Raw genomic sequence first — 23,845 nt, forward strand, 5'->3', positions numbered from 1 at the left:
CTACCTATTTCCACTTCTGGGCGACAAGTTCAGCTAAATCTAACACACGCTGACTGTAGCCCCATTCGTTGTCATACCATGCCATGACTTTTACCATGTCACCACCCATAACTAAGGTCAAACTAGCATCGACAATTGAGGAGGCATCATGACCTTGATAATCTGAGGAAACGAGTGGTAAGTCACTGTATGCCAAAATACCTTTGAGCGAGTTTTCCGCAGCATCTTGAAGTGCTTGGTTAACTTCTTCTGCAAAAGTTGCTTTCTCGACTTGAATGACAAAATCTACCATGGATACGTTGGGAGTGGGTACGCGCAACGCAACGCCATTAAGCTTACCCTTAAGATCTGGCAAGACTAGGGCAACTGCTTTAGCGGCTCCTGTCGAAGTTGGGACAATGTTCATCGCCGCTGCTCTGGCTCGGCGTACATCACGGTGACTCGCATCAAGTAAACGCTGATCTCCTGTGTAGCTGTGCGTCGTGGTCATTGTGCCTTTAATGATGCCAAATTTTTCATGGAGAACTTTGGCGATCGGCGCAAGACAGTTAGTCGTACAACTTGCGTTGCTGATGATCGTGTGTTTATCGTGGTCGTAGTCATGATGATTCACACCAACGACGAACGTACCATCATCGTTTTTTCCTGGAGCAGTAATCAGAACTTTTTTAGCGCCAGCGTTTAAATGCTTTGTTGCCCCTTCTCGGCTGGTAAAAACACCTGTTGATTCAATAATCAGGTCAATTTCCCATTCTTTCCAAGGCAAGTTTTCTGGATTGCGATCTGATGTGCATTTAACGGTCTTGCCATTAACAATGATTGAATTATCATCTGCACTGATATCAGCATTTTTTAACGTCCCCAGCATCGTGTCATACTTCAGCAAGTGAGCGTTGGTTCGTGGGTCAGAAGTATCGTTGATAGCGACGAGATCGATGTTGCTATTTTCTCGACCTACCCAACAGCGCATAAAGTTGCGCCCGATGCGTCCAAAACCGTTGATCGCGACTCTAATCACAGCGTCTTGCCCTCTGGTATCTACTAAACAATGATTACCTATTCTTGAAGCAGATCATATCGCAAAGGGTGATACATTATAACTTGCGCATGGCAAGACTATAAAAAACATTAGAATTTATCAAAAATTAACGTGAATAGAGCTTGTGTTTTTTGATGTAAAGTCGCACAGCTTCTGGCACTAGATAACGAATTGACAAGCGATCGCGGCACAATGCCCGAATTAAGCTTGATGAAATTCCAACGTATGGTAGATGCAAGATCTGCCAGTCAATGCTCAACCCTTGTGATTCTAATTTTTGCACAATTTGTTCGCAAAGTAACTGACTGTGGGTTGCGATCGCTTTAGACTGCTCTAGCTTGAGCGTTGCTGGTAGGCGGGGCGCGACTAACCATTGACATTCGGCCACAAGTTCTTGATGACGATACCAACGTGGCAAAGTCTCAAACGCATCTAAACCAACAATCCAAGACCATTGAGTATTAGGGTGAAGCGTTTTGAGGTCGATGAGTGTCTGAATCGCATAAGATTTTTCAGTACAATTTACCGTTGCGGGAGCAATTTTAAACGCCGGATTATCGGCGATCGCCATTTGCACCATTTGCCAACGATGCTCGAAGGCTGTTGCATTTTTGTAGTGTGGATAGCGTGTCGGAACCCAAATGACTTGCTTGAGATTAGCTTGGCTGACAGCGGCTTCTGCAATCAGCAAATGTCCCCAATGTACTGGATCGAAAGTGCCTCCCAAAATTCCTACTTTATGCCTTGAGTACTGCATTGAATCGCGCGGCGCATTAAGGTTCAAAAGTTAGTATCGCTAATTTTTAACTTTAGTGATTTAATACAGGGCAAATGATTCACTCAGGATATAACGACAGCTATTTGTCCGCCAGAAAAATGACTTCCTATTTCTTAAGGAGTGTACTGAAGCTGAAAAAGTAGCAATAAATATAACTCTACGTAGAGCAAGAAATCTCGAGGAAGAGAGTTCCCGAAAAAAAGAAATTCTTGATATGATATCGCCTAACATTTGTGCAGTATGCTGTGGTGTGGTGTGGAAGGAGCAAAAATGCTACTGAATTCTATTGATTTTAGCGGTAAGCCATTTCATTTTATTGGTATTGGCGGCATCGGTATGTCTGCCCTTGCGTATATTCTTGCTAAGCGGAACATACCTGTATCAGGATCAGATATTCGTTCGAGTCATATTACGCAACGATTGCAGGCATTAGGGATTAATATTTTTGACAAGCAAGAAGCGACAAATTTGACATTTTTCCTCCCACAAAATTCTCCTGATTGTCAAGAATTGCTAACGCCGAGAAGCCGAGCAAATAGTACTTCGGTACTAATAACACCTTATAACTCAGTAGAAAGTATAACTACCAATACACACACAAGTTTACCGCAAGTTATTTGTTCAACTGCTATTAATACAGCTAATTTAGAGTATCGCGCCGCCCTTGATTTGGGGTGTCCTATATTTCATCGCGCCGACCTTTTAGCAGCACTTATTAAAGATTATCAAAGTATTGCTGTTGCGGGAACGCACGGTAAAACAACGACAAGTAGCATGATTGGCTATATGCTACTGCAAGCAGGACTTGACCCGACAATTGTTGTTGGTGGCGAAGTGAATGCTTGGGAAGGAAATGCCAGACTAGGATATAGCGAATATCTTGTCGCGGAAGCGGACGAATCGGACGGTTCTCTCGTGAAACTTTCTGCGGCGATTGGTGTTGTTACTAATATTGAATTGGATCATCCTGATCACTATGGGACGTTAGAAGACGTTGTACAAACGTTCCAAGTATTTGCCGATCGCTGTCAAACGTTAGTCGGGTGCATTGATTGTGAAACTGTACGCGATCGCCTCCACCCGACGATTAGCTATAGCCTTAATCCTGATACCAACGCCGACTATACTGTTACCGATATCGAGTACAGCGCAGAGGGTACGACCGCACGCGTCTGGGAGAAAGGAGAAGTGCTAGGTGTCCTTAACCTCCGGCTGTTAGGTCAGCATAACCTCAGTAATGCGCTAGCTGCGCTCGCGGTTGGTAGATTGCTAGGGTTAGACTTTGCAACAATTTCCGCTAGTATCGCCTCGTTTACAGGCGCTCGCCGTCGCTTTGAAATGCGCGGAGAAACGAACGGTATTTTATTTATCGATGACTACGCGCATCACCCAAGCGAAATTCGTGCTACTCTAGCTGCGGCTCGTTTACAGGCAAAAGAAAACATCAAGATCGTTGCGGTGTTTCAACCACATCGTTACAGTCGCACGCTGGCGTTTTTACCAGAGTTTGCTCAATCGTTTAACCATGCTGATATTGCGGTAATTAGCGAGATTTACAGTGCTGGCGAATTTAATTTAGGGCAAATTAGTGGAGAGAAACTTGCAGCGATGGTAGCCGAACATCATCCGCAAGTGAGCTTTCAGCCTACTTTGACGGCGGTTTGTGAATACCTCACTCAAACGTTACAGCCAGGAGACATAGCCCTATTTCTTGGGGCTGGAAATTTAAATCAAGTTATTCCAGAGGTGATGAACTCGATTCGCCAATCAAGGAGAGCCGAAAAGCTGTGATCGGCAAGAAAGCTTAATTTGTTGATTGTTCGCTTTCGTGGTTTAAATTTATTCTCCTCATATCTCCACCTCGATTTATTGTGCTGTTATGAATATTTCGCAAGCAAACCTGGATTCTATCGATAGTAAGGCTTCGCCTTTAATTGTGACAAAAGTACAGCAATTAAGCGCTAGTGAGGCTAAATCTATATATTTACCTAATACTAACTGTGTTATCAAATCGCAAATTCCGCTAGCAACGCTGACCTCGTTTCGCGTCGGTGGTCCGGCACAATGGTATGTCGCACCTCGTAATCTAGCAGAATTACAAGCAAGTTTTGCGTGGGCTAACGCCGAAGGTTTAGCTGTAACACTATTAGGTGCAGGTTCTAATTTACTCGTCAGCGATCGCGGAATTTCTGGGTTAGTCATTGGGACGCGTCATTTGCGTCATACTGAATTTAACTTCATGACTGGTCAAGTCACAGTTGCTGCGGGAGAACCTTTACCACGTTTAGCATGGCAAGCGGCTGAACGCGGTTGGCAAGGCTTAGAATGGGCTGTAGGTATTCCTGGTAGTGTCGGGGGCGCGGTAGTCATGAACGCTGGCGCGCATAAAAGCTGTATCGCTGATATCTTGGTAAGCGCTCAGGTTCTTTCTCCTAACGGTGAGGTAGAAACGCTCGCGCCGGAACAATTAGAATACCGCTATCGGACATCGGTACTGCAAGCAAATATCGCTGCTGGCTTGGGTAAACCTCTACGTTTAGTAACTCAAGCCACCTTTCAACTGCAACCAGGTGCTGACCCTGAGCAAGTTCTAGCAACTACTAGCCAACACCTCGAACAACGCCGCACAAGCCAACCGTACCATTTGCCAAGTTGTGGTAGCGTGTTCCGCAATCCTTTACCGTATACTGCTGGATGGTTAATCGAGCAAACAGGTCTTAAAGGCTACAAAATCGGTGGCGCACAAATCGCTGAACGCCACGCCAACTTTATTCTTAACTGTGGCGGTGCTAAAGCCAGCGACATTTTGCAGTTAGTTAACCATATTCAAGACCAAGTACAGCAGCATTGGTCTATTTTGTTAGAGCCAGAAGTAAAAATCTTGGGTGAATTTGACTAGAAAAAGCAGGAATCAGGATGATTTTCTGACTTGTCTACACCCCTGACCTCCGACCTCTGACCTCCGACCCCTTTACAAATCCTCTCAACTCGATATCAGGGCATCTATAATTTAATGGAACTTTGTATCCAATTTGCAACGCGGTCAATCTTTATATGACACAAGGAAAAGGTTTTGGCTTCGGTATAGGGAAAATGAAAGAACTAGCCGATGCTTTTAAAAAGGCACAACAAGTACAAGAAGGTGCCAAAAGGCTGCAAGAAGAACTTGAGCAAATGCAGATCGCTGGCGAAGCTGGCGGTGGGTTAGTTAAGGTCGTCCTTAGCGGTAATCAAGAGCCTCAGAGTGTTGAAATAGCCCCAGAAGCACTCAATGAAGGCGCAGAAGTACTTTCGGATCTAGTCACCATAGCTATGAAAGATGCTTACAACAAATCTACCGCTACAATGCGCGAACGCATGGAAGAATTAACAAGCGGTTTAGAATTGCCAGGAATGGGAATGTAAACTAAGAGCTAGGGGCGAGGAGCAACGGGGGAGTGAAAGAGTAACTAGTGGAAGAGTTTTGGAAAGCGAAGAAAGATGTTAGAGGCATTTATTAAAAGAAGTGTTTTAACTTATAACTCTCTTAAACTCATCACTCTCAACGAGTAACTCATCACTCTAACTACTATCCTCTGCTTTCCATCCCCTGAACTCCGACCTCTGACCTCTAACTCCTCAAAATGCCTTACAAACTGCTATTTGTTTGTCTTGGAAATATCTGTCGTTCTCCGGCAGCGGAGAATATCATGAATCATCTACTTGATGAGGAAAACCTCAACGGAAGTATTATCTGTGACTCAGCAGGTACAGGTGGTTATCACATCGGAAGTCCACCAGATCGACGCATGGCGATCGCCGCAGCAAGTAAGTTGGGAATTAAACTCCAAGGAAATGCACGGAAGTTACAGAAGTCTGATTTGGAAGAATTTGATTTAATTCTGGCAATGGACCGCGAAAATTACCAAGATATTCTCGCACTTGATCGCACTGGTCAATATCGCGAGAAAGTACGGTTAATGTGTGACTATTGCTCGCAGCATAACATTGAAGAAGTCCCAGACCCTTATTATGGAGGCGCACAAGGCTTTAACTACGTTATTGATATTCTCCTTGATGCTTGCACTGGCTTACTTCAAGAAGTTAAAGACGTATCATCCTTGAATCATCATTAGACCTACTGCATGAATGTGATTGTGAATAAATTCGCAACTAATTAAAGCCTGTCTACTTCCGTGGACTGACTATTAAAAGTCTTGTTTAAGTGTACCTTCGGACACTTTGTTTTGTAGTCCCCAACTTCAGTTGGAAGGCATTTGTGATTCATGCAGGAAGTCTATTATTGTAATAGGCGGTATTTCATCACAAAACCAACTAATTCGGCACGATTACTCGTTGAGGTTTTCCGAAACAAGCTACTGACATATTTTTCAACTGTACGCGGACTGAGGTGCAATCGACTGCCAATTTCAGCGTTGGAAAGACCGTGCGTTAGTAAAACGGCGACTTGTTGTTCGCGTTGAGTTAGCTTGATAGGAACTTCTAGCGTTTCCCCTTCGTGTCCTACTAAAGTGTGGGAATTCACCCGTAAACCTTCTTCGTACGACAAACGTGCCTCTGATTGAATAATTTGCGATCGCTCTAGCAAATTACGAATCGCAGCACCAAGTTCATTTAATTCAAAAGGTTTAGGTAGATATAAATCAGCCCCTGATTGATAACCAGCGATTCTTTCTTCGGTTTTATTTCTTGCTGTTAAAAATATCACAGGTAACAAGCGAAACTTGGGATGCTGACGAACATGACGCACTAACTCATAGCCATTCATTCGTGGCATGACAATATCTGTCACCATTAAGTGAGGATGGTATGTTTCTACCATCGCCAACGCTTCTTGACCATCAGCGGCTGTTAGCACTGAATAGCCAGACATTTCCAAGTAGTCGCTGATCGACAAACGAGTTCCGAGATCGTCATCAACGACGAGAAGCGTCAAAGGCATGGATAATACGTAGTTAGCATTTCTAACCAAGGAACATATCGAAATTGGTGCATTCTACAACCGCAAGTACATATAAAGGTTGTTCATACATTGTATTAATAATCTTAAACTAAAGCTAATAATTCATCTTCTAACAAAGGTTAGGTTTGAAATTTAAACAAAAAATCACTCTTCACGCTGATTGTTTCCACTTATGGTTATGAGCGATACTCTAATAAAAAATTACCACTCGATAAAAATCAATATAAGAATCAAGTGGAAAGCTGATTGATGTGATTGCGATAAATTATTAAACGTGCAGTTTAGCCCTCTAACGCGCCGTTAACTCTACCATTGAAGCCATAGATGTGACGACTGCCAACTACAGGGACTAAAACCACTTCTTTCTCGTCTCCAGGTTCAAAGCGTACTGCTGTACCCGCAGGAATATCCAGCCGCATCCCGCGCGATCGCGCACGATCAAAGTCTAACGCTTGATTTACTTCATAAAAATGAAAGTGCGAACCAACTTGAATCGGGCGATCGCCGCGATTAGCAACTTTAATTCGTAGGGTTTGACGCCCCGCATTGAGTTCTATATCACCTTGTTGTACTAACAACTCTCCTGGAATCATTGCGCTTCGATTAATGTAGACGTTCTTGAATTCTACTCTTCTATTTATTTCAGGACAAACTCATAGCACTTAATTAGCTAAGAGTGAATTTTCAAACTCTAAAATTGTTCACATTTCATTATATCAGCGGATAATTTTGCTTTGTTATAACTATTCTTTTTCTGTTACTTGCAGCAATGGCTAACGTTTCAAGCATTGTAGCTTTGATAAACAAATAACCGATTTCCTATTTAATTAAATACAAAAAATCGAAATTAGAGGAAACTTCTACGCGCCACTATCGCCCTATGTCTTCGTTATTGAAAAATCAAATATGTACAGTTTAAATCAGCGAATGGGATTATGAACGGTGACGAGTTTTGTTCCATCAGGAAATGTTGCTTCAACTTGCACTTCTAGTATCATTTCCGCGACACCATCCATGACTTCTGCGCGGGTTAACAAATTTGTACCAAAACTCATCAATTCTGCAACCGTACGTCCGTCGCGCGCGCCTTCTAAAATTGCCGCAGAAATATAGGCTACCGCTTCAGGATAATTTAATTTTAAGCCTCGTTGTTTGCGTCGTTCGGCGAGTAAAGCAGCAGTAAAAATAAGTAGCTTATCTTTTTCTTGTGGTGTCAGTTGCATAAAAGTCAGTTCCTTTCGATTTGCCAAACTCGCGATTGATAGCCTGGTTTTCCTAGCGAAGATAATCGTAGCAAATGCCAAATTTCAGTAAACCATTGGCGCACCTCAGTTGTCGAGTCACCGCGATAGCGACAGAGTAAACCTGTCGTTAAGCGCGTAACACCGGCTTCGCCTTGGTTCAGCGTGGATAACATTCTCACCTTTTCTACCACGTCAGGTGATACAGGTTGTCCAATCCAAACAAAACTGCCAATGATCGATTTTCCAGCTAAACCATGAGGGCTATCGATAACTTTCGCATCTGGGCGTAACTGTTGGCGATCTATCCATAAAGGACGTTGTTGCTGCCAAACTTCGGTATGCGATCGCCAGTTTCCCTGTAAAAACTTCTCTCCCCTAGCACTGCGACCAAAGCGGGTAATTTCCCAGCCTGTCCAGGTAGCACCAGGTGCTAATTCTACACGTAAATCCTGCCGATAGATTGCACCATTAAACACAATAGTTTCTTGCGGAAACCACTCTAAGCAAGCATTACTGTCAACTTGTACCTGAATATTCTGCCCGGCTTCCCAGCCATTACTGCGATAAATCTTACTGGCAGCGGCGGTTGTAATAAGTGTGTGCGCTTTTTGTTGTAGGTGAAAATTAAGCGAAAGCTTGTCGCCACCGACAACACCACCAGCGGTGTGTAAAATGACGCTATGACAAACTTCTGCTCCTTCGGGATAAAAAGGTCTTTGGACTTTTAACGGTGCTTGCATTTGTTGGTGAGTTACTGTCGTCGCACCATCAACCCAGTTATACACCATATTTAAGCTACCGTGCCAAGAATTAGGCTCCTGAGAATTGTTGAGTTCTAGCAAGCGCGACATATTTTGATGACCTTATGCAGGTAGTGTGACACGTTAGGCACAAATCTTTTGAATTCTATAGCGTAAATTTGCTTAATTATAAAATTTGAAATCATGAACCTAGCAAGCTTTCTCAGTAAGAACTCGGTTGGATGCTTTGCTAAGTTAGCGCTAGTTTTGTTGTCATGGTGAATTATCTACAATCTGCAATTATGTCATCAGTAAATATGAAACGAAGTCATCCATTGACGGACTATGTATTTTAGTTTGCGACAATGGAGCATAATTGGCAGCTTGAGCATATGGATATTAGCAGCAACTCAATCAAACGCTGCTACTGGGAAGTTTTCCCTTTCAGTTCCCAATTCTGGGGGAGAACCTACAGAAAAACGTCTGTTCACTGGGGATAGCGGGGCAAGTCACACTCTGTCCAATATTAATTGCTGCACCTGAAAACTTCAATCCCAGCCTGCGATCGCCGCCGCCACTACCACCAAAACCTCCACAAGATTTAAGCGTACCACCTACAGTTACCGAATCAACGACAGCACCTGTTTTAGAAAGTATTCAAACTGACTTTCGCCATCAGACAGATAACTTTGGCGATCGCAATTTATTGATTGAGCCAACAATCCAGTTTCGTCTATCTAATGATGCAACTCTCACGTTCAAGACAGGATTTAATTACTTTGACGAACCGACTCTTGCATCGATTACAAATATTCCGTTTCAAGTAGGATGGGCGGGAAAAGTTGGTGAGATGACACTACAAACCGCAGTGGCGGTTGATATATTTGATCGTCTACCGCCAGCACTCAATTTTAGTGCGAAACTTGATGCTCCAATTGTCGTAAAAGTTGCACCTTCCGGTGAATTGCGATCAGGTGTTGTGTTATCAGCGGCTTTGGAACAGGGTTCGTATAAATTTAATGCGCAAACGTTAGAAAATCAAATTACAGCTTGGCGATTGGAACCAAGTTTATATTGGCAAATTGATCGCGATACCAGCTTTTTTTTTCGACATTGCGCTGGGGTAGTTACAACGATGGTAATTCAGAGTGGCAATCTTTTAGTCGGTTAGAGCGTCAATTTGGTCAATTTAGCGTTGCAGCAAATTTATTCACTTGGAATTATACAAACGACTTTGAACGCACGAGTGGTTGCTTTTCGCTACCAGATTTTTTAGTTTATAACGCTGAGGTAGCTTGGGAAGGAGACGTTTTTAATTTTTTACGTTGCCGACTTGCGGCTAATTTAGGACAACAACGCCTGCGAGGAGAAATGGACAACGCGAATAGTTATCAAGCGCGATGTACAGCAAAAATTTCTAATGATATTGAAGCAGACCTTGATTATAGCTTTAGTAACGCCCGCAATCAAGATACTGGCGGTAGTGCTTACGGTGGCAGTTCGCTAACAGGTCAAGTGCGGATTAGCTTTTAGTGTCGGTGTATTGATTCTATTTTGCGACTGGGAAGAATAAAGTTGTAAGGCGGGTCAAGTGCAATTGCAAACTTAATGAGGCTTCACTTTCATGAATTCTGATAAAGCTAATAATATGCTTTAGCATTCATTATTATTTAAGTACTGAATTGAGGTGAATGAATATCATGTTGAAGAAAACGTAAATAAGTCATTATTTATGTAAAATCCCTGTATTTATATCTTGCCGATAAATTAAATCAATGCCAAAATAGCAAAGTGAAAATAAGTTGACAATAAAACTAAAAACTATGAATTCTATCAAAATTGTGCAGCCTTTAGGTATTTTAGATGGTATTAGAGGTAATCAATTTCGGCGAGAAGTTAGTGATGTCGTTGCTGCTGGTGCTGATATTGTATTAATTGATCTGCAAAAGGTGAATTTTATTGATAGTTCTGGTTTAGGAGCTTTAGTTTCTGCAATGAAAACAGTACGTAGTGCTGGTGGGAAACTATTTGTTTGTTCAGTCAACAATCAGGTAAAAATGTTATTTGAACTAACAAAAATGGATCGCGTTTTTGAGGTTTTTGCCGATCAAGATGAATTTAATCAAAGAGTCTTAGCCAACAAGTAGTTGATTTTCTCATATTTATAGAAAATAAGATTATTTTGCTCAATTTAACTGAACAAAATAATGATTTACATTAAAATTATTCAACTTTTGGACTTTCTCAATTGTTACTTGAAATAACCAATATGTACAAAATTTTCTAAATATTTAGTAACCCAATCAGCAAGATTTTAAAGTAGTAGTGAGTAATTTCGTATAATTTCATAATTAGGTTCAAATCGAATCACTTAAAATTAATTCTTATTAAAGAAAGGTCATCATCAAAATTATTGCCATGATTTAAAGCTTGAAGCTGGTTTAGGATCTGCTTCAAATGTATGTTTTGTTGGTGTGAATCGACTATCAACCGGATGAAGGCTTTTTTTCCCCAAATCCTACCATCAGGTTGAAAAATTTCGTAAGCGCCATCACTAAAAATATATACAGTACTCTTTTCTTGTAAATATATAACGTCTTGTTCAAATTCAGTCTCAGGTAAAAAGCCGATAGGTAAACCTGATGAATCTAACTGCTTGACTTGCAGATTTGCAGTCGTACTTGCTAATAAAATAGCGGGTGGATGACCAGCACTAGCATAACTAAGTTGGCGCTGAATGCGATTATATACTCCATACCAGATTGTGAAGTATTTTTCGCCATGGTCGCTCATTTGAAAAGTGTTATTCAGCGATTTTAAAACTGCATTAGGTTGATAAAAATTGGTGTTAGGCAAAGATTGCGATCGCAACATATTTAGTACTGACACAGATAGCAATGCTGAACCTACACCGTGTCCTGAAACATCGAGTAAATAAATAACTAAATGCTGGTCATCTAACCAGTAGTAATCAAAGCAATCGCCTCCGAGTTGCGTGGAAGGAATAAATAAGCTTTCGGTTGTTACAGTTCCTTTAAGGGGTGCAGGAAGAAGCGATCGCACATAGCTACTTGCTTCGGCTAATTCGGTTTCTAAAAGTTGTTTTTGATGTTGTAAATCTTGATTGAGTTTTTCTAAAGATTGCTTTTGGGCTTGTAAATCTTGATTGAGTTGATATAAACGTAATCCTGCTCGTACTCGTGCTTTTAATTCATTGACGTCAATTGGTTTCGCTAAGAAATCATCGGCTCCCGCATCAAGCCCCATGATTCGATCTTCAACTTTTCCACGTGCAGTGAGTAGAATAAAAAAAGTCGTAGCTAGTTTTGGATTAGCTTTGATTAAACGACATACATCCAGTCCATTCAAATGAGTCATCATCCAATCACAAATAATTAGCGCTGGATGTATTTGTTGTGCTTGGCTAATTCCCGCTTCACCATCACTAACAACTATGACATCATAGCCTTGGTTTTGTAATGCTCTTTTGAGGACTACTCGAATTGTAGGATCGTCATCAATAATGAGGATTTTAAACATAAAAAAAATAAATATTCACGTGTGTAAAAACTTATTAATTTTGCTTTAGTGATTTAAATCTGCTATAGTTTATATATTATTTAAAATTTGGTTGATTGACAATTGTTTAACAAAATAAATCTCCAAGTTAATACCGATCTTTCAGTTGCATCGCAGGTTATTTCATGGTTTGAGCAATTAAATTATCCAGAGAATACTGATATAAAAATATGGTGGCAGTGTCAAACATTGCTACAAGAAGGTTTTACGAATATTGTCGAGCACGCGCATCGAGGGCTGCCTAAAGAAACTCCGATTTTATTAGAAGCAATCAGAAATACTGAGGCAATAGAAATTTATATTTGGGCATACGGTGTAGCGTTTGACATAGAGCAAAAACTCAAAGAACTTCCTGAGATTGAAAAAAATGAGGGTGAGAGAGGACGCGGTTTGAAGATTATGTCTTTACTCGCGGATGAGATCAGCTATACACGTGTAGCAGGCGATCGCTACTGCTTGTATATGAAAAAAAAACTGCATAACTTAAACATTTTGAGCGATTAAAAAACTTTGAAGACGCTTATTAAATGCTTCAATTTCTGCGGCTAACTCATTAGCACCTATCATATTTTGACTGCGCATTTTTTGTTCAAGTGTTGCAGCAGCTACGTGCATAGGTGTAGCTCCAACATTAGCGCTAGCACCTTTAAGATGATGGGCTTGTTGCTCAATTTGCTGCAAATCAGCGTTAGCAATTGCTGTTTTTAAGATTTCCAAACGTGCTTGGGTATCTTCAACAAACATCTGTAATAATTCAATTTCAAATTCTTTGCTACCTTCTGAAAGTTGATGCAGTTGTTGCCAGTCAATTAAGCGAACGACAGAATTAGTTATTGTGTCTTGCTGTACAGTTGCTGCTTGTTCTAAATGACAACTCCAACGCTCTACTACCGCAGCTAACTTTTCTTTGATGACTGGTTTGCTAAGATAATCATTCATCCCTGCATCGAGACACCTTTGTTGGTCTTCTTGCATTGCATTAGCTGTCATTGCCACAATGATTGGTTGTCGCTCATTCGCAAAACGGCTTTTTCCCCAGCGGCGAATTTCGATTGTTGCTGCGATACCATCAAGAGTTGGCATTTGGCAATCCATCAAAATTAAGTCGTAGGGATTTTTTTCAATTAGGTCTAAAACTTCCTGTCCATTTGCAGCAACATCAGCAGTATATCCCAAAGCTTGAAGTTGCTTGAGCGCGACTTTTTGATTAATTAAGTTATCTTCAGCTAGCAAAATTTTTAGTTTAGATGTATGATTTGGTGATTCAGTGGAAGCTAGTAGTTGGGGGGCGATCGCATGATTATTTGCACTACTTAAACGGTTTAGCTCAGTTTGCGCTTCTAAGCGAGTCATAATAGTATTTAGCAATTTGTAAGGAACTTTTTCTAGTAGTGCCAACACTTCTTTGCCATTTGTGGCAATATCTGCGGTGTAGCTTAAGCTGCGGAGTTGATATTTGTCGTTAACCGCAATTGTTGAAGTAGCTTGAGAATCTGAAGCGGAATTTGCTGCATCAAGGTTGAAATTAAATCGGCTTTCCAAAATATTTGTAATTGTGTTGAGTAATCGCGATGACTTTACTGGTTTCGATAAGTAGGCTGCAAATCCAATTTTTTTTGCCTGTTGTACCTCATCACGTTGATTAGTAGAAGTAAGCATAATCAGCGGTAAATCTGCCAGTTTAGGGTTCGCTTTGATTTGTACACCCAAAATTAAGCCATTAATTTCGGGCATTTGCATATCAATTAAGGCAAAATCATATGGTGTGTTCTGCTGCGAGGCATGAAGTAAGGTATTGATGGCAACCACAGCATTTTCCGCCTCATCGACGTGCATACCCCAGCGCGTCGCTTGATGGTAAATTACTTTACGATTAGTTGCATTATCGTCAACGACTAACAAGCGCAGATTGGGCAAATCTTGCAAGCCTTGTATTGGTTGAATCAAATCGATTTGTTTGGTAAACGGAATTTCAAACCAAAACTTTGAGCCTAAGCCTACTTGACTTTCAACGCCAATTTCTCCACCCATTAAAGTAACAAGTTGCCTGCAAATCGCCAGCCCTAAACCAGTACCGCCATACTTACGAGTCGTAGAAGCATCTACTTGGGTAAAAGGGGAAAAAAGATTGTGCTGATCTTCAAGACTAATGCCAATTCCTGTATCTGCAACTGTAAAGCGGATTCTTGCAGTGGTAGAAGTTTCTGATTGTAACTCGGCGCTGACTACGACCTCTCCATTACTCGTAAATTTAATCGCATTGTTAATTAAGTTAGTTAGAACTTGCCTTAGTCGTCCAGCATCTCCTTGAAGACGGGTAGGTACGTTGTGATAAATCAGTCCGGCAATTTCTACGTCTTTTGTGTGGGCTTGAGGCGCAAGTAATTCTAATATCTCGTCGATACACGTTGATAAATCAAAATTAAGTGTTTCCAACTTTATTTCCCCAGCTTCGAGTTTGGAAAGATCCAAAATCTCGTTGATCAAACTAAGTAGCGCATCTCCGCTAGTGCGAATTGTTTGGAGAAAATCTCGTTGTTCGGGTGTGAGAGGAGTATCTAAGAGTAAGCCTGTCATTCCTAACACCGCATTCATCGGCGTCCGAATTTCATGACTCATATTAGCGAGAAAGGAACTTTTTGCTTGGGACGCTAATTCGGCTTGGCGATGCACAATTTCAAGTTCTTGACGCTGGCGGGTTTCGGCTTCGAGAAGCTGGGCTTGGGCGAGGGCAATACCGACTTGATCGGCAAGTTGGCGGAGGAGATCAATTTCAAAGCGATTCCATTGTCTGAGATCCGAACATTGATGAACAATGAGCAAGCCGCATAATTCTTCTTTTAAAAGAATCGGGACAACTAAATTGGCTTTGACACCAAATTGTGCGAGGAGTTCGATGTGTTTTGACTGAACCTCGGCGATTTCAATGTCTGCAATGCTTTGTGGTTGTATTTGGCGGTATTGCTGGAGGTGATACTGTTGGAGGTATTCTTCCTGGAAGTAGGAATCAGTAAGATGTTGCCCGCGAATCGTCGGTAATTCAGGAACAACAGCTTCAGCAACAATGCTACCAACACCATCAGGTGTGACATGGTAAATTAAAACGCGGTCAGTTTGGAGAATCTTTTGAACTTCAGTAACGGTCGTTTGGAGAATGTCTTCAATTTGTAGCGACTGACGAATTTTGAGTGTGATTTCCGTGAAGAGTTGCGATCGCTGCGTTTGCAGTTGCAGTTGTTCCTCGGTTTGTTTTTGTTCGGTGATATCAATCGCCACCCCACCGAGTAATTGCTGTCCAGCGGCGTCGTTGATGGGAAATTTGAAGCATAACCAATAGCGCCACTGTCCGTCAGGAGTCGGAATATACTCGATGAACTCAACGGTTTGTCCTGTTGCAAGAACTGCCAGATCGTTTTCTCGCAACTGTTGTGCTGTTTCTTCTGGCAGCCAATTAATATCTACCGTACCTTGCATATCGGCAAGTTTTACATTAAAAGCGCGTTCTAGTGGTTCGTTGACGTAAAGATAACGTCCTTGTACATCTTTAATAAACGCGGTGACTGGGCTATTGTTCATAAAGGTTTTGAAGCGTTCTTCACTTTCGCGGAGTGCCGATAAAGCTTGTTCGCGTTCGGTAATATCGCTTGCAATTGTCATAAACCCAGTGATGTTATCTTGAGAATCGCGTAAGGGTGTGATTGACAGCAGAATAGGAAAGCGGCTGGCATCTTTGCGGATGTAAGATAATTTATATTCGTTGATCGCGCCATAACATGCCTTTGTCACAAGTTCATTAAATAGCCAACTCATGATATTCGTTGATTGAAAAGACTCGCCAATCAATTGGGCAATTTCATCAACATCGTGAAATATGATTGGTGTCGTTTGACCTATAACTTCTGCGGAAGTGTATTTTAACCATTGCTGCGCGCACTTATTGAAGGTTGTAATTGTGCCATCTAAATCTGTAGAAATAATTGCATAGTTGGCGCTGTCTAAAATTGCGTGTTGCAACGTCATTGTTTTTTGCAAAGTTTCCTCTGCCAGTTTACGCCTTATAAACTGACCGATTTGGCTACCAATTGCAGCCATCATTTGTAGCAAGTCGGCATCTGGTTCCTGAATTTTGCGGTTAAAGACAACCATCACGCCGAGTTTTTCGTTACCGTTATGAATCGGGAAACCTAAGACACTATGTAATCCTACTTTGAGCGCAATTTCTGTACGATGAAATTCTCGATCTTGGCTAATATCAGTCATCCAAATCGGTTCTCCACTATCCCAGACGCGCCCAGGTAGTCCAACTCCAGGGGTAAATTTTGTTTGTGCGATCGCCTCAAACTCTTCTACTGCTACCAGTGATGGTCGATGCCAAATATGCACGCAGTATAGTACATTCGTTTGTGAATCTATGCTCCACAGTTCGCCGAGATCCCAATCGACGCTTTCGCAGATTGCTTGCAGCAGTTTTGGAGTTGCAATGTTTAGTGTTGCTGACTCTGCCAAGACGCGTGTGACGGCGTGTTGTGCTGCTAAGCGCTGTTCGGCACGTTTGCGTTCGGTAATATCAATTCCAGTACTGACGATATATTCGATTTCATCATGAGCATCAAGTAACACGTTACTCGACCACGCAATCCAGCGGTGACGTTTATCCTTTGTTACCCAACAGCATTCATATTCATTAGGAAATTGCGCCGTCTTGATGCTGCTGAACGTTGCTTTGATAGGTTCAACGTCTTCGGGTAACAGCAGTACATTCCAAAAGTATCTACCTCGGACTTCATCGAACGAGTAACCCGTTGTTTGCTCACAGGAAGCGTTGAAGCGCACAATTTGTCCGTGCGAGTTGAGAACAATAACTAATGCACTAGCAGTGTCAACCACTGCAGAAATAAAGTTGCGTTCTGTTTCAAGTGACTCCTCAATCTGCTTGCGTTGTGTAAATTCGCAGTAGATTAAATAGTAAACATACGTAAGAATCACAAAAATGATAAAAATAGCGCTCGTCAGTGTAATTAGCGTATTGCGGACACTCGTCTGTTCAGAAGTTGATTGTTGCTGTAAGCTTGTTTTTTCCACATTTTCGATCTCGCGGATATACTCGCGAATAATATCCATCAGATCCTTTGCTTTATTCTTTGCAACTAATTTTGCAGCTGTTTCAAATCCTTGATTTTGGCGCGCATCAATTGTTGTTTTCAGTAACTTTAGTTTACTGTTAATCAGTGATTCAATTTTATAAACTTGCGCGCTTTGTTCAAATTGATTTGCCGTTAACTGCTTAAGCTTTTGAATTTTTTGCGGTATATTTTTTAGTGCCGTATGATATGGCTGTAGATAAGCGTTTTGTCCCGTAATAATATAGCCACGTTGTCCAGTTTCAGCATCCTTAGCGTAAGAAAGCAACTCTTCTAAAAGATAAATTTTTGTTTGAGTTTGCGTGACTTGATGGCTATTTTTGATCAGTCCTTTGATGCTGTAATAAGAAACAGTACCAATCAAAACTAAAATTAACGATGCTAAACTAAATCCGCTAGCGATCTTTTTAAAAAACTGCTGGCGAGTTTTCTGCAAACGAGTTTTCTCACTACGAACTAGCAATAAATCAGCTAAGTTGCGTTTAAGTTCGAGTAGCTTGAGGACTTGACGACCGAGTAGCCGCAAGGCTTCTACCTGTTTCGAACTAAGTTCGCGCGGTACTTTGTCAATTACACACAGCGATCCCAAAGCATATCCTTCAGGATTCACTAAGGGGACGCCAGCGTAAAACCGGATGCAAGGATCTGATGTAACAAAAGGATTGGTAGCAAAGCGATCATCAGCTGTGGCATCTGGTACGAGCAATACATCTTGTTCTAAAATGGTATGAGCGCAAAAGGCAATATCACGCGGAGATTGTAGCTCATCTATACCTAGTTTTGATTTAAACCACTGACGATTTGCATCAATAAGGCTAATCAACGCGATTGGAGTTCCGCATATATATGCAGCTAGGCGCGTCAGTTCATCAAAGGCAACTTCGTTTGGCGTGTCAAGAATTTTGTACTGCAACAATGCTTCAAGTCGTTGTGCTTCATTCTTAGGTAATGGTGCTTTCATGAAACCTTTACGTCCAATTCGCTCAAATTAATGCTTTTGATGCAATGAAGTACTAATGAAGTACTTATGTAGAGATGTAACTATGAGCTATGCAAATTTCACGTGGTTGCATGGCAGTCAGTGTCACAGTCGTCGGTGAAAACAAGTGCTAAGTGTATAATTCCCTCACATTGTTGATTTCTCACACCGATAGTAAAGGTGAAAAATTAAAAATTAGAGTCAACTCATAAGTCAACAGATTTCGTAGTTGGTAACTAACGCTACGGTTTACACGTGTCAATTGCTGCACGATTATCTGCAGCACGTTTTCATCGGTGTTCAGTGGAGGATGCTATGCCAGAAATTCTCTTCAAAGTTGACCTAAATAAGCCATTTATTGAGCAAGACTTAGTAGGTCATAATCGCTGGCATCCTGATATTCCGGCCGTTGCTTCAGTGAATCCAGGGTCTGTCTTTCGGATCGAGTGCAAAGACTGGACTGATGGACAAATTGAAAATAACGATAGCCCAGACGATGTGCGTGATGTTGACTTGAGTATGGTTCACGTTTTGAGTGGACCAATCTGGGTCAATGGCGCGGAACCTGGAGATATTCTGGTTGTTGACTTGCTGGATGTGGGAACGCTACCCGATTACGAATGGGGCTTTACAGGAATCTTTGCGCGAGAAAATGGCGGTGGCTTCTTGACAGAACACTTTCCCACCGCCCAAAAAGCGATTTGGGATATCCAAGGTATTTACACGCGATCGCGTCACATTCCTGATGTGAGATTTGCGGGAATTCCGCATCCTGGCTTAATCGGGTGCGCGCCTTCGACGGAATTACTAGCACAGTGGAATAAGCGCGAAGCTGATTTAGTCGCAACCAATCCGAACCGCATTCCACCTTTAGCAAATTTACCTAATCCTAAAAATGCGATTCTAGGTTCCCTCAAAGGTGCAGAATACGACCGAGTAGCCCAAGAAGCTGCAAGAACTGTACCACCCCGCGAACACGGTGGTAACTGTGATATCAAGAATTTATCAAAAGGTTCGCGAATTTATTTTCCTGTGTATGTTGAAGGCGCAAAACTCTCGATGGGAGATATTCATTTTTCGCAAGGTGATGGTGAAATTACCTTCTGTGGCGCAATTGAAATGGCGGGGTATCTCGATCTTCACGTCGATTTAATTAAAGGTGGAGTTGCTAAATACGGACTCACAAATCCTATTTTCAAACCAGGTCCAGTTGAGCCACGATATTCTGAGTACTTGGTGTTTGAAGGTATTTCTGTCGATGAATTTTCCGGCGAACAGTATTATTTAGATGCACACGTTGCCTATCGCCGCGCTTGTTTGAACGCGATCGAGTATTTTAAAAAGTTCGGCTACACTGGCGAACAAATTTATCTACTTTTAGGTTCTGCACCCGTTGAAGGACGAATTAGTGGAATTGTTGATATTCCCAACGCTTGTTGCACGATCGCAATTCCCACTGCAATCTTTGAAAGAAATGTTTTGCCGTCATAACTGTTAGCAATTAGCAAAAGAGAAGTATTCATGCCATTATACGAATTTCGTTGCGATACCTGCGGATCTTTTGAAACCTGGCGCAGTATGGCACAAGCTAGCGAACCAATGTTGTGTCCGAGTTGCGATACTCTGGCACAAAGAATCTACTCAGTCGCTGGTTTAATTCTCACACCGTCAACTTCTTTGAGTCGTCGAATCGAACAAAGTGCTGAACCAAAAGTTCAACAGCGTCAATCACAATCGCATTCACACCATCATAAGCATCATCACGGGCGACCTTGGATGATTGGTCATTAATTTAAAAATAGTAGTAGATAGGATTTTGTTTCCAGAATACGTCAACACTATATAATTAGGTTTGGCGATCGCTTAAGTGTTTCTTACCTCATATTGGCAATCATTTTGCTAGCAAATCCAAAAACTTAGTTAATTCATACAATGAATGACAGGTGAATACAGTCTTATTACTTGTGATTTGCCACAAAGTTTGTTGAGATTTGGATATCACCTCTATTAAAATTTGCGTTTGTGTAGCGTCTCCTACAGAAGAGAACTCAGGTTTAACTAGAAAACCTAATCTTTGTAAAGCACGAGTAGTCCATACAGATGCAATACCTTCACCGATTAAATGAACTTCTCCTTTAAGAGGACTATGAAGGCGAAATCCTCCAGAAAAAACATCAAACTCTACACCTTCAGTGCAAAAAGTATCAGCAAATGCACCACTTAAAACCAAATCCTCTGGTGCGCCAACGTGTAGAATACCATTAGCTGTTAATAGCCAAACTCGATCAGCAAGGCGTAAAACCAAATCTAAATCATGAGTGGTAAGGAGTATTGCTTGATTGGTTTCTCGTACTAACTGGCGCAACAATTGCATCAATTCTACCCGTCTCGGTAAATCTAGAAATGCTGCTGGCTCATCTAGTAACATCACAAGAGGTGATTGAGCCAAAGCACGCGCAATCATAATTTTTTGTCGTTCACCATCACTGAGTTCGCTAACTTGGCGTAGTGCTAAGTGTGTTGCACCGACAGCTTCTATTGCCCAATTGATGATCGCTTGATCTTGGGATGTTAACTTTCCCCACCAGTCAGTGTAAGGATATCGTCCTAAACTCACCAAAGTATAGGCTGACATCTGTGCATTAACTTTTTCTGTAAGTACCAAACTCAAACGTTTTGCTAATTCTTGTGGTGATAACTTATAAACATTTTCTCCTAAAAGCTGCACTTCACCTGCAATGGGGGGCTGCATTCCGGCAAGCGATCGCAGTAATGTAGACTTACCTGCACCGTTGGGACCTAATAAACAAACCAGTTCCCCAGCTTGCAAAGAAACAGAAATATCCGCTACTACACTCCGAACAGTTTTCTGCGTTTTGTAACCAATAGTCAAGTTATGAGTTGTTAAAATCGCGTCATTCATGTAGGAAATTTTTGGGAATTACGCCGCAGAATCACCCAAGTCACAACAGGAGTTCCAAGCAATGCAGTAATAGCATTTAAAGGTAGAACCATCTGACTTCCCCAAAATTGAGAAAACAAATCTGCAATTAATGCTAAAATTGCCCCCATGATTGCTACCCCAGGAATTAAGATTCGATGGTCTGAAGTATAAAAAATATTACGGCATAGATGGGGAATTGCCACACCTAAAAAGGCAATAGGACCACAAAAAGCAGTAATTGCTCCTGCTAATATAGATGCACTTGAAATAACAAAAAGTCTAGTGTGTTGCACTGTTGATCCTAGGCTACGTGCATAAGATTCACCTAGCAAAAGTGCATTGAGAGGTTTTGACAGTAACACTGCTACCAATAACCCCAAAAGTATCACTGGAGTTAAAATAGTTAACTGTCTCCAAGTTATACCAGCAAAACTGCCAAAAGTCCACATTAAATAATTTTGAATGCGTTCCTGGGAGCTAAATTGGAGTAAAATACTCACAATTGCACTAGTAGCATACCCAAACAATAAACCTAAAATTAATAGCGTCATTGTGTCTTGTACTCGGTGAGACACAACTAGCATTATTCCTAACACTGATGCAGCGCCAATACTTGCGGCTATAACTAAACCCAAATCTCCAATAACTCCCCATTCTACAAGTAGTGTTTGTGTTGTCGTAGTTGCTGTTAACACAACTAAAGCTACACCTAAACTTGCACCAGAACTAATTCCCAACACAAAAGGTCCAGCCAAGGGATTTTTAAATAGAGTTTGCATTTGCAAGCCACTCACACCTAAAGCTGCACCTGCTAGAGTTGCAGTTAAGGCTTTGGGTAATCTAAACTTGAGAATAATATTAGTCCATGTCATTTTTTCGGGTTCTTGTCCGAGTAAAATATTAATGACTTCATAAATAGGAATATTAATTGAGCCTAAAACTAAGTCTATTAAGAATGCGAAAATTAAACCCACAATTAAAATCGGAAAAACGAGGTTTTTTATAGTTTTATCTTTCGAGTATATTAATAATTTTTGAATCCTAGATTTATCATTGAACATTATTTTACATATGCTAAATCGAAGTTTTCTCTAGTTTCTCCTAGGAAAGGTAAATAAAGTGCAGTACTGCTTGGGATAATTTTGCGGTAATAAAATAGCTGATGATTAGGTAATACTTCTGGATGCAGTATCTTAATCAAATCAGATAGAACAATATCTGGATTACTAATTCCTCCTTCCCAGTAATCATTACCACCACTTTCATTGACACGGGCGTTATTATTGTAAAGGTTGCCTGTTTTCACAGCCTTAAAATAAGTATAGCGATTATCTTCAGCTACTAAATCTTTTACACTCTGCCATGATTGGCTAAAATTTAACCAGTAATCGGCATTAGCGGCCCGTTCCAAAACAACCTCAAAAGATAGAGGTAAACTACCAGACGATCTATTGTCCTTCCATAGATAATTTCCTCCTGCATCAGCAAGATAAGTAGCTACATAACTTTTACCTCCAGGCATATACCAAGTCCCTTTAAAATTAAATCCGACAAATACAGTCGGACGATTTTTTACAAATTTAGCTTTTTGCGCAATTTGTTCATATTTATTAGTAATCTCCTTAAATATTTCTTCTGCTTGCTTCTCTTGATTAAAAAATAAAGCAATGAATTTGATCCATTCACTTCTTCCCAATGGTGTATCTTCCATATACTCCGCATTTATAGCTACTTTCAAGCCAACTTCCGAGAGTTTTGTATAGCTATCAGTTTGAGAATTTCCTGTTCCGTAAGTTGTAATCAAGTCAGGATTTAACTCTAATAATTTCTCAACATCAAGATTAGTATTGTTCCCTACTTCTACAATACCTGCTTTGATTTTTTCTACTACTTCTGGTGTATTTACTTGTTTACTATTACTAATGCCCACAAGCTTATCAACTACACCTAACTTGGCTAAATGGGGCAAATGGGTAGTGGATAGAGCAACTATAGAATTTATTGGTATTGTAATGACCTGTGCTTGATTAAATTCTTTCGGTATAGGAGTTCCACATTGAACTAAAATATATTGAAAACCTGTCTTGGCATCCTGCCAAGGATTTTTAACAGTAACGATTTTGTAATGTTTGTGATACTCTACTGCCAATCCTGTAGCATGAGTAATTTTAATTTTATTAGGAAAGTAGTCAATGTTAGAGTCGTAGTTTTGAACACAGGTGTTATCGTTGGTAGTATTAGATGTATAAATTTCTATATTATGGCAAGCAACAATTAAAGTTGCTATTAAGCATACTTGATATAAAACTTTAATGGTTTTAGAGGCAAGTTTTTTTATCAATTTCATGCGCGAGGTTTTAAAAAGAGCAACTATAGCGATCCTATTTAAGTTGTGCGACTTTTGGGAAACGAACCGCAGAAACGCAGAGGACACAGAG

21 protein-coding genes are annotated in these 23,845 nt (G+C 41.0%); 10 read left to right on the forward strand and 11 right to left on the reverse strand.

Features of this window, described 5'->3' with window-relative positions:
• Positions 1-4: 4 nt before the first annotated feature.
• Positions 5-1,018: a type I glyceraldehyde-3-phosphate dehydrogenase gene (locus tag NIES1031_RS13710; protein ID WP_015189930.1), complete on the reverse strand. Its 1,014-nt coding sequence runs from the start codon at positions 1,016-1,018 to the stop codon at positions 5-7.
• Positions 1,019-1,145: 127 nt separating this feature from the next.
• The gene (gene nadD / locus NIES1031_RS13715) at positions 1,146-1,796 is read right to left on the reverse strand and encodes a nicotinate (nicotinamide) nucleotide adenylyltransferase (protein ID WP_073550001.1); all 651 of its coding nucleotides are present in this window, start codon (positions 1,794-1,796) and stop codon (positions 1,146-1,148) included.
• Between the two features lie 291 nt (positions 1,797-2,087).
• Here nadD and murC point away from each other — a divergent pair, with 291 nt between their 5' ends.
• The 4 genes from murC (at position 2,088) to NIES1031_RS13735 (ending at position 5,932) form a co-directional block, all read left to right on the forward strand.
• Positions 2,088-3,608, forward strand: coding sequence for a UDP-N-acetylmuramate--L-alanine ligase (murC, locus tag NIES1031_RS13720; RefSeq protein WP_073550090.1), 1,521 nt, complete (start codon positions 2,088-2,090; stop codon positions 3,606-3,608).
• Between the two features lie 88 nt (positions 3,609-3,696).
• Complete coding sequence (gene murB, locus NIES1031_RS13725; protein ID WP_084544349.1) at positions 3,697-4,716, forward strand: UDP-N-acetylmuramate dehydrogenase; 1,020 nt, start codon at positions 3,697-3,699, stop codon at positions 4,714-4,716.
• A 155-nt stretch (positions 4,717-4,871) separates the two neighbouring features.
• Complete coding sequence (locus NIES1031_RS13730) at positions 4,872-5,222, forward strand: YbaB/EbfC family nucleoid-associated protein (RefSeq protein ID WP_073550002.1); 351 nt, start codon at positions 4,872-4,874, stop codon at positions 5,220-5,222.
• 218 nt (positions 5,223-5,440) lie between these two features.
• Entirely contained in the window at positions 5,441-5,932 is a 492-nt protein-coding gene (locus tag NIES1031_RS13735) for a low molecular weight protein-tyrosine-phosphatase (RefSeq protein ID WP_073550004.1), read from the forward strand.
• 164 nt (positions 5,933-6,096) lie between these two features.
• Here NIES1031_RS13735 and NIES1031_RS13740 read toward each other — a convergent pair whose 3' ends face one another.
• The 4 genes from NIES1031_RS13740 to NIES1031_RS13755 form a co-directional block, all read right to left on the reverse strand.
• Positions 6,097-6,759 (reverse strand): response regulator transcription factor, encoded by a 663-nt coding sequence (locus NIES1031_RS13740; RefSeq protein WP_073550005.1) that lies wholly within the window; start codon positions 6,757-6,759, stop codon positions 6,097-6,099.
• Positions 6,760-7,061: 302 nt separating this feature from the next.
• Positions 7,062-7,373: an urease subunit beta gene (locus NIES1031_RS13745; protein ID WP_073550006.1), complete on the reverse strand. Its 312-nt coding sequence runs from the start codon at positions 7,371-7,373 to the stop codon at positions 7,062-7,064.
• A gap of 327 nt (positions 7,374-7,700) precedes the next feature.
• Positions 7,701-8,003: an urease subunit gamma gene (gene ureA / locus NIES1031_RS13750; RefSeq protein WP_073550007.1), complete on the reverse strand. Its 303-nt coding sequence runs from the start codon at positions 8,001-8,003 to the stop codon at positions 7,701-7,703.
• Between the two features lie 5 nt (positions 8,004-8,008).
• Positions 8,009-8,875: an urease accessory protein UreD gene (locus NIES1031_RS13755; RefSeq protein ID WP_073550008.1), complete on the reverse strand. Its 867-nt coding sequence runs from the start codon at positions 8,873-8,875 to the stop codon at positions 8,009-8,011.
• Positions 8,876-9,470: 595 nt separating this feature from the next.
• On the opposite strand from NIES1031_RS13755, the gene NIES1031_RS23820 reads away from it, so the two are divergent.
• The 3 genes from NIES1031_RS23820 to NIES1031_RS13765 all read left to right on the forward strand — a co-directional run bounded on the left by NIES1031_RS23820 (position 9,471) and on the right by NIES1031_RS13765 (position 10,911).
• Positions 9,471-9,935: a hypothetical protein gene (locus NIES1031_RS23820; protein ID WP_143167775.1), complete on the forward strand. Its 465-nt coding sequence runs from the start codon at positions 9,471-9,473 to the stop codon at positions 9,933-9,935.
• On the forward strand, positions 9,878-10,297 hold the full coding sequence (locus NIES1031_RS23825) for a hypothetical protein (RefSeq protein ID WP_143167776.1): 420 nt from the start codon (positions 9,878-9,880) through the stop codon (positions 10,295-10,297). The genes NIES1031_RS23820 and NIES1031_RS23825 overlap by 58 nt, the downstream gene beginning before the upstream one ends.
• 275 nt (positions 10,298-10,572) lie before the next feature.
• Positions 10,573-10,911 carry an STAS domain-containing protein gene (locus NIES1031_RS13765; protein WP_269086015.1) on the forward strand — a complete coding sequence of 113 codons (339 nt, stop codon included), beginning with the start codon at positions 10,573-10,575 and terminating at the stop codon, positions 10,909-10,911.
• 220 nt (positions 10,912-11,131) lie between these two features.
• Here NIES1031_RS13765 and NIES1031_RS13770 read toward each other — a convergent pair whose 3' ends face one another.
• Entirely contained in the window at positions 11,132-12,304 is a 1,173-nt protein-coding gene (locus NIES1031_RS13770) for a PP2C family protein-serine/threonine phosphatase (protein WP_073550010.1), read from the reverse strand.
• Positions 12,305-12,406: 102 nt separating this feature from the next.
• Here NIES1031_RS13770 and NIES1031_RS13775 point away from each other — a divergent pair, with 102 nt between their 5' ends.
• Complete coding sequence (locus NIES1031_RS13775) at positions 12,407-12,847, forward strand: ATP-binding protein (protein WP_073550011.1); 441 nt, start codon at positions 12,407-12,409, stop codon at positions 12,845-12,847.
• Here NIES1031_RS13775 and NIES1031_RS13780 read toward each other — a convergent pair.
• A complete protein-coding gene (locus NIES1031_RS13780; protein WP_073550012.1) occupies positions 12,827-18,445 on the reverse strand; it encodes a PAS domain S-box protein in 5,619 nt (1,872 codons plus the stop codon). The two genes, NIES1031_RS13775 and NIES1031_RS13780, sit on opposite strands and share 21 nt — an antisense overlap.
• 333 nt (positions 18,446-18,778) lie before the next feature.
• On the opposite strand from NIES1031_RS13780, the gene fmdA reads away from it, so the two are divergent.
• Together fmdA and NIES1031_RS13790 are read left to right on the forward strand one after the other, a co-directional pair.
• Complete coding sequence (gene fmdA, locus NIES1031_RS13785) at positions 18,779-19,954, forward strand: formamidase (protein WP_073550013.1); 1,176 nt, start codon at positions 18,779-18,781, stop codon at positions 19,952-19,954.
• A gap of 30 nt (positions 19,955-19,984) precedes the next feature.
• A complete protein-coding gene (locus tag NIES1031_RS13790) occupies positions 19,985-20,254 on the forward strand; it encodes an FmdB family zinc ribbon protein (RefSeq protein WP_073550015.1) in 270 nt (89 codons plus the stop codon).
• 100 nt (positions 20,255-20,354) lie between these two features.
• On the opposite strand, the gene NIES1031_RS13795 is transcribed toward NIES1031_RS13790, so the two are convergent.
• From NIES1031_RS13795 to NIES1031_RS13805, 3 genes are all read right to left on the reverse strand, one after another.
• Complete coding sequence (locus tag NIES1031_RS13795) at positions 20,355-21,386, reverse strand: ABC transporter ATP-binding protein (protein WP_073550017.1); 1,032 nt, start codon at positions 21,384-21,386, stop codon at positions 20,355-20,357.
• A complete protein-coding gene (locus NIES1031_RS13800; RefSeq protein WP_236738838.1) occupies positions 21,383-22,381 on the reverse strand; it encodes an iron ABC transporter permease in 999 nt (332 codons plus the stop codon). The genes NIES1031_RS13795 and NIES1031_RS13800 overlap by 4 nt, the downstream gene beginning before the upstream one ends.
• Before the next feature lie 86 nt (positions 22,382-22,467).
• Positions 22,468-23,754, reverse strand: coding sequence for an ABC transporter substrate-binding protein (locus NIES1031_RS13805; RefSeq protein ID WP_084544351.1), 1,287 nt, complete (start codon positions 23,752-23,754; stop codon positions 22,468-22,470).
• Between the last annotated feature and the right edge of the window lie 91 nt (positions 23,755-23,845).

Origin of the sequence: Chroogloeocystis siderophila 5.2 s.c.1 (genome assembly GCF_001904655.1) — a bacterium.
In the GTDB taxonomy this organism is placed as follows: Bacteria; Cyanobacteriota; Cyanobacteriia; order Cyanobacteriales; family Chroococcidiopsidaceae; genus Chroogloeocystis; species Chroogloeocystis siderophila.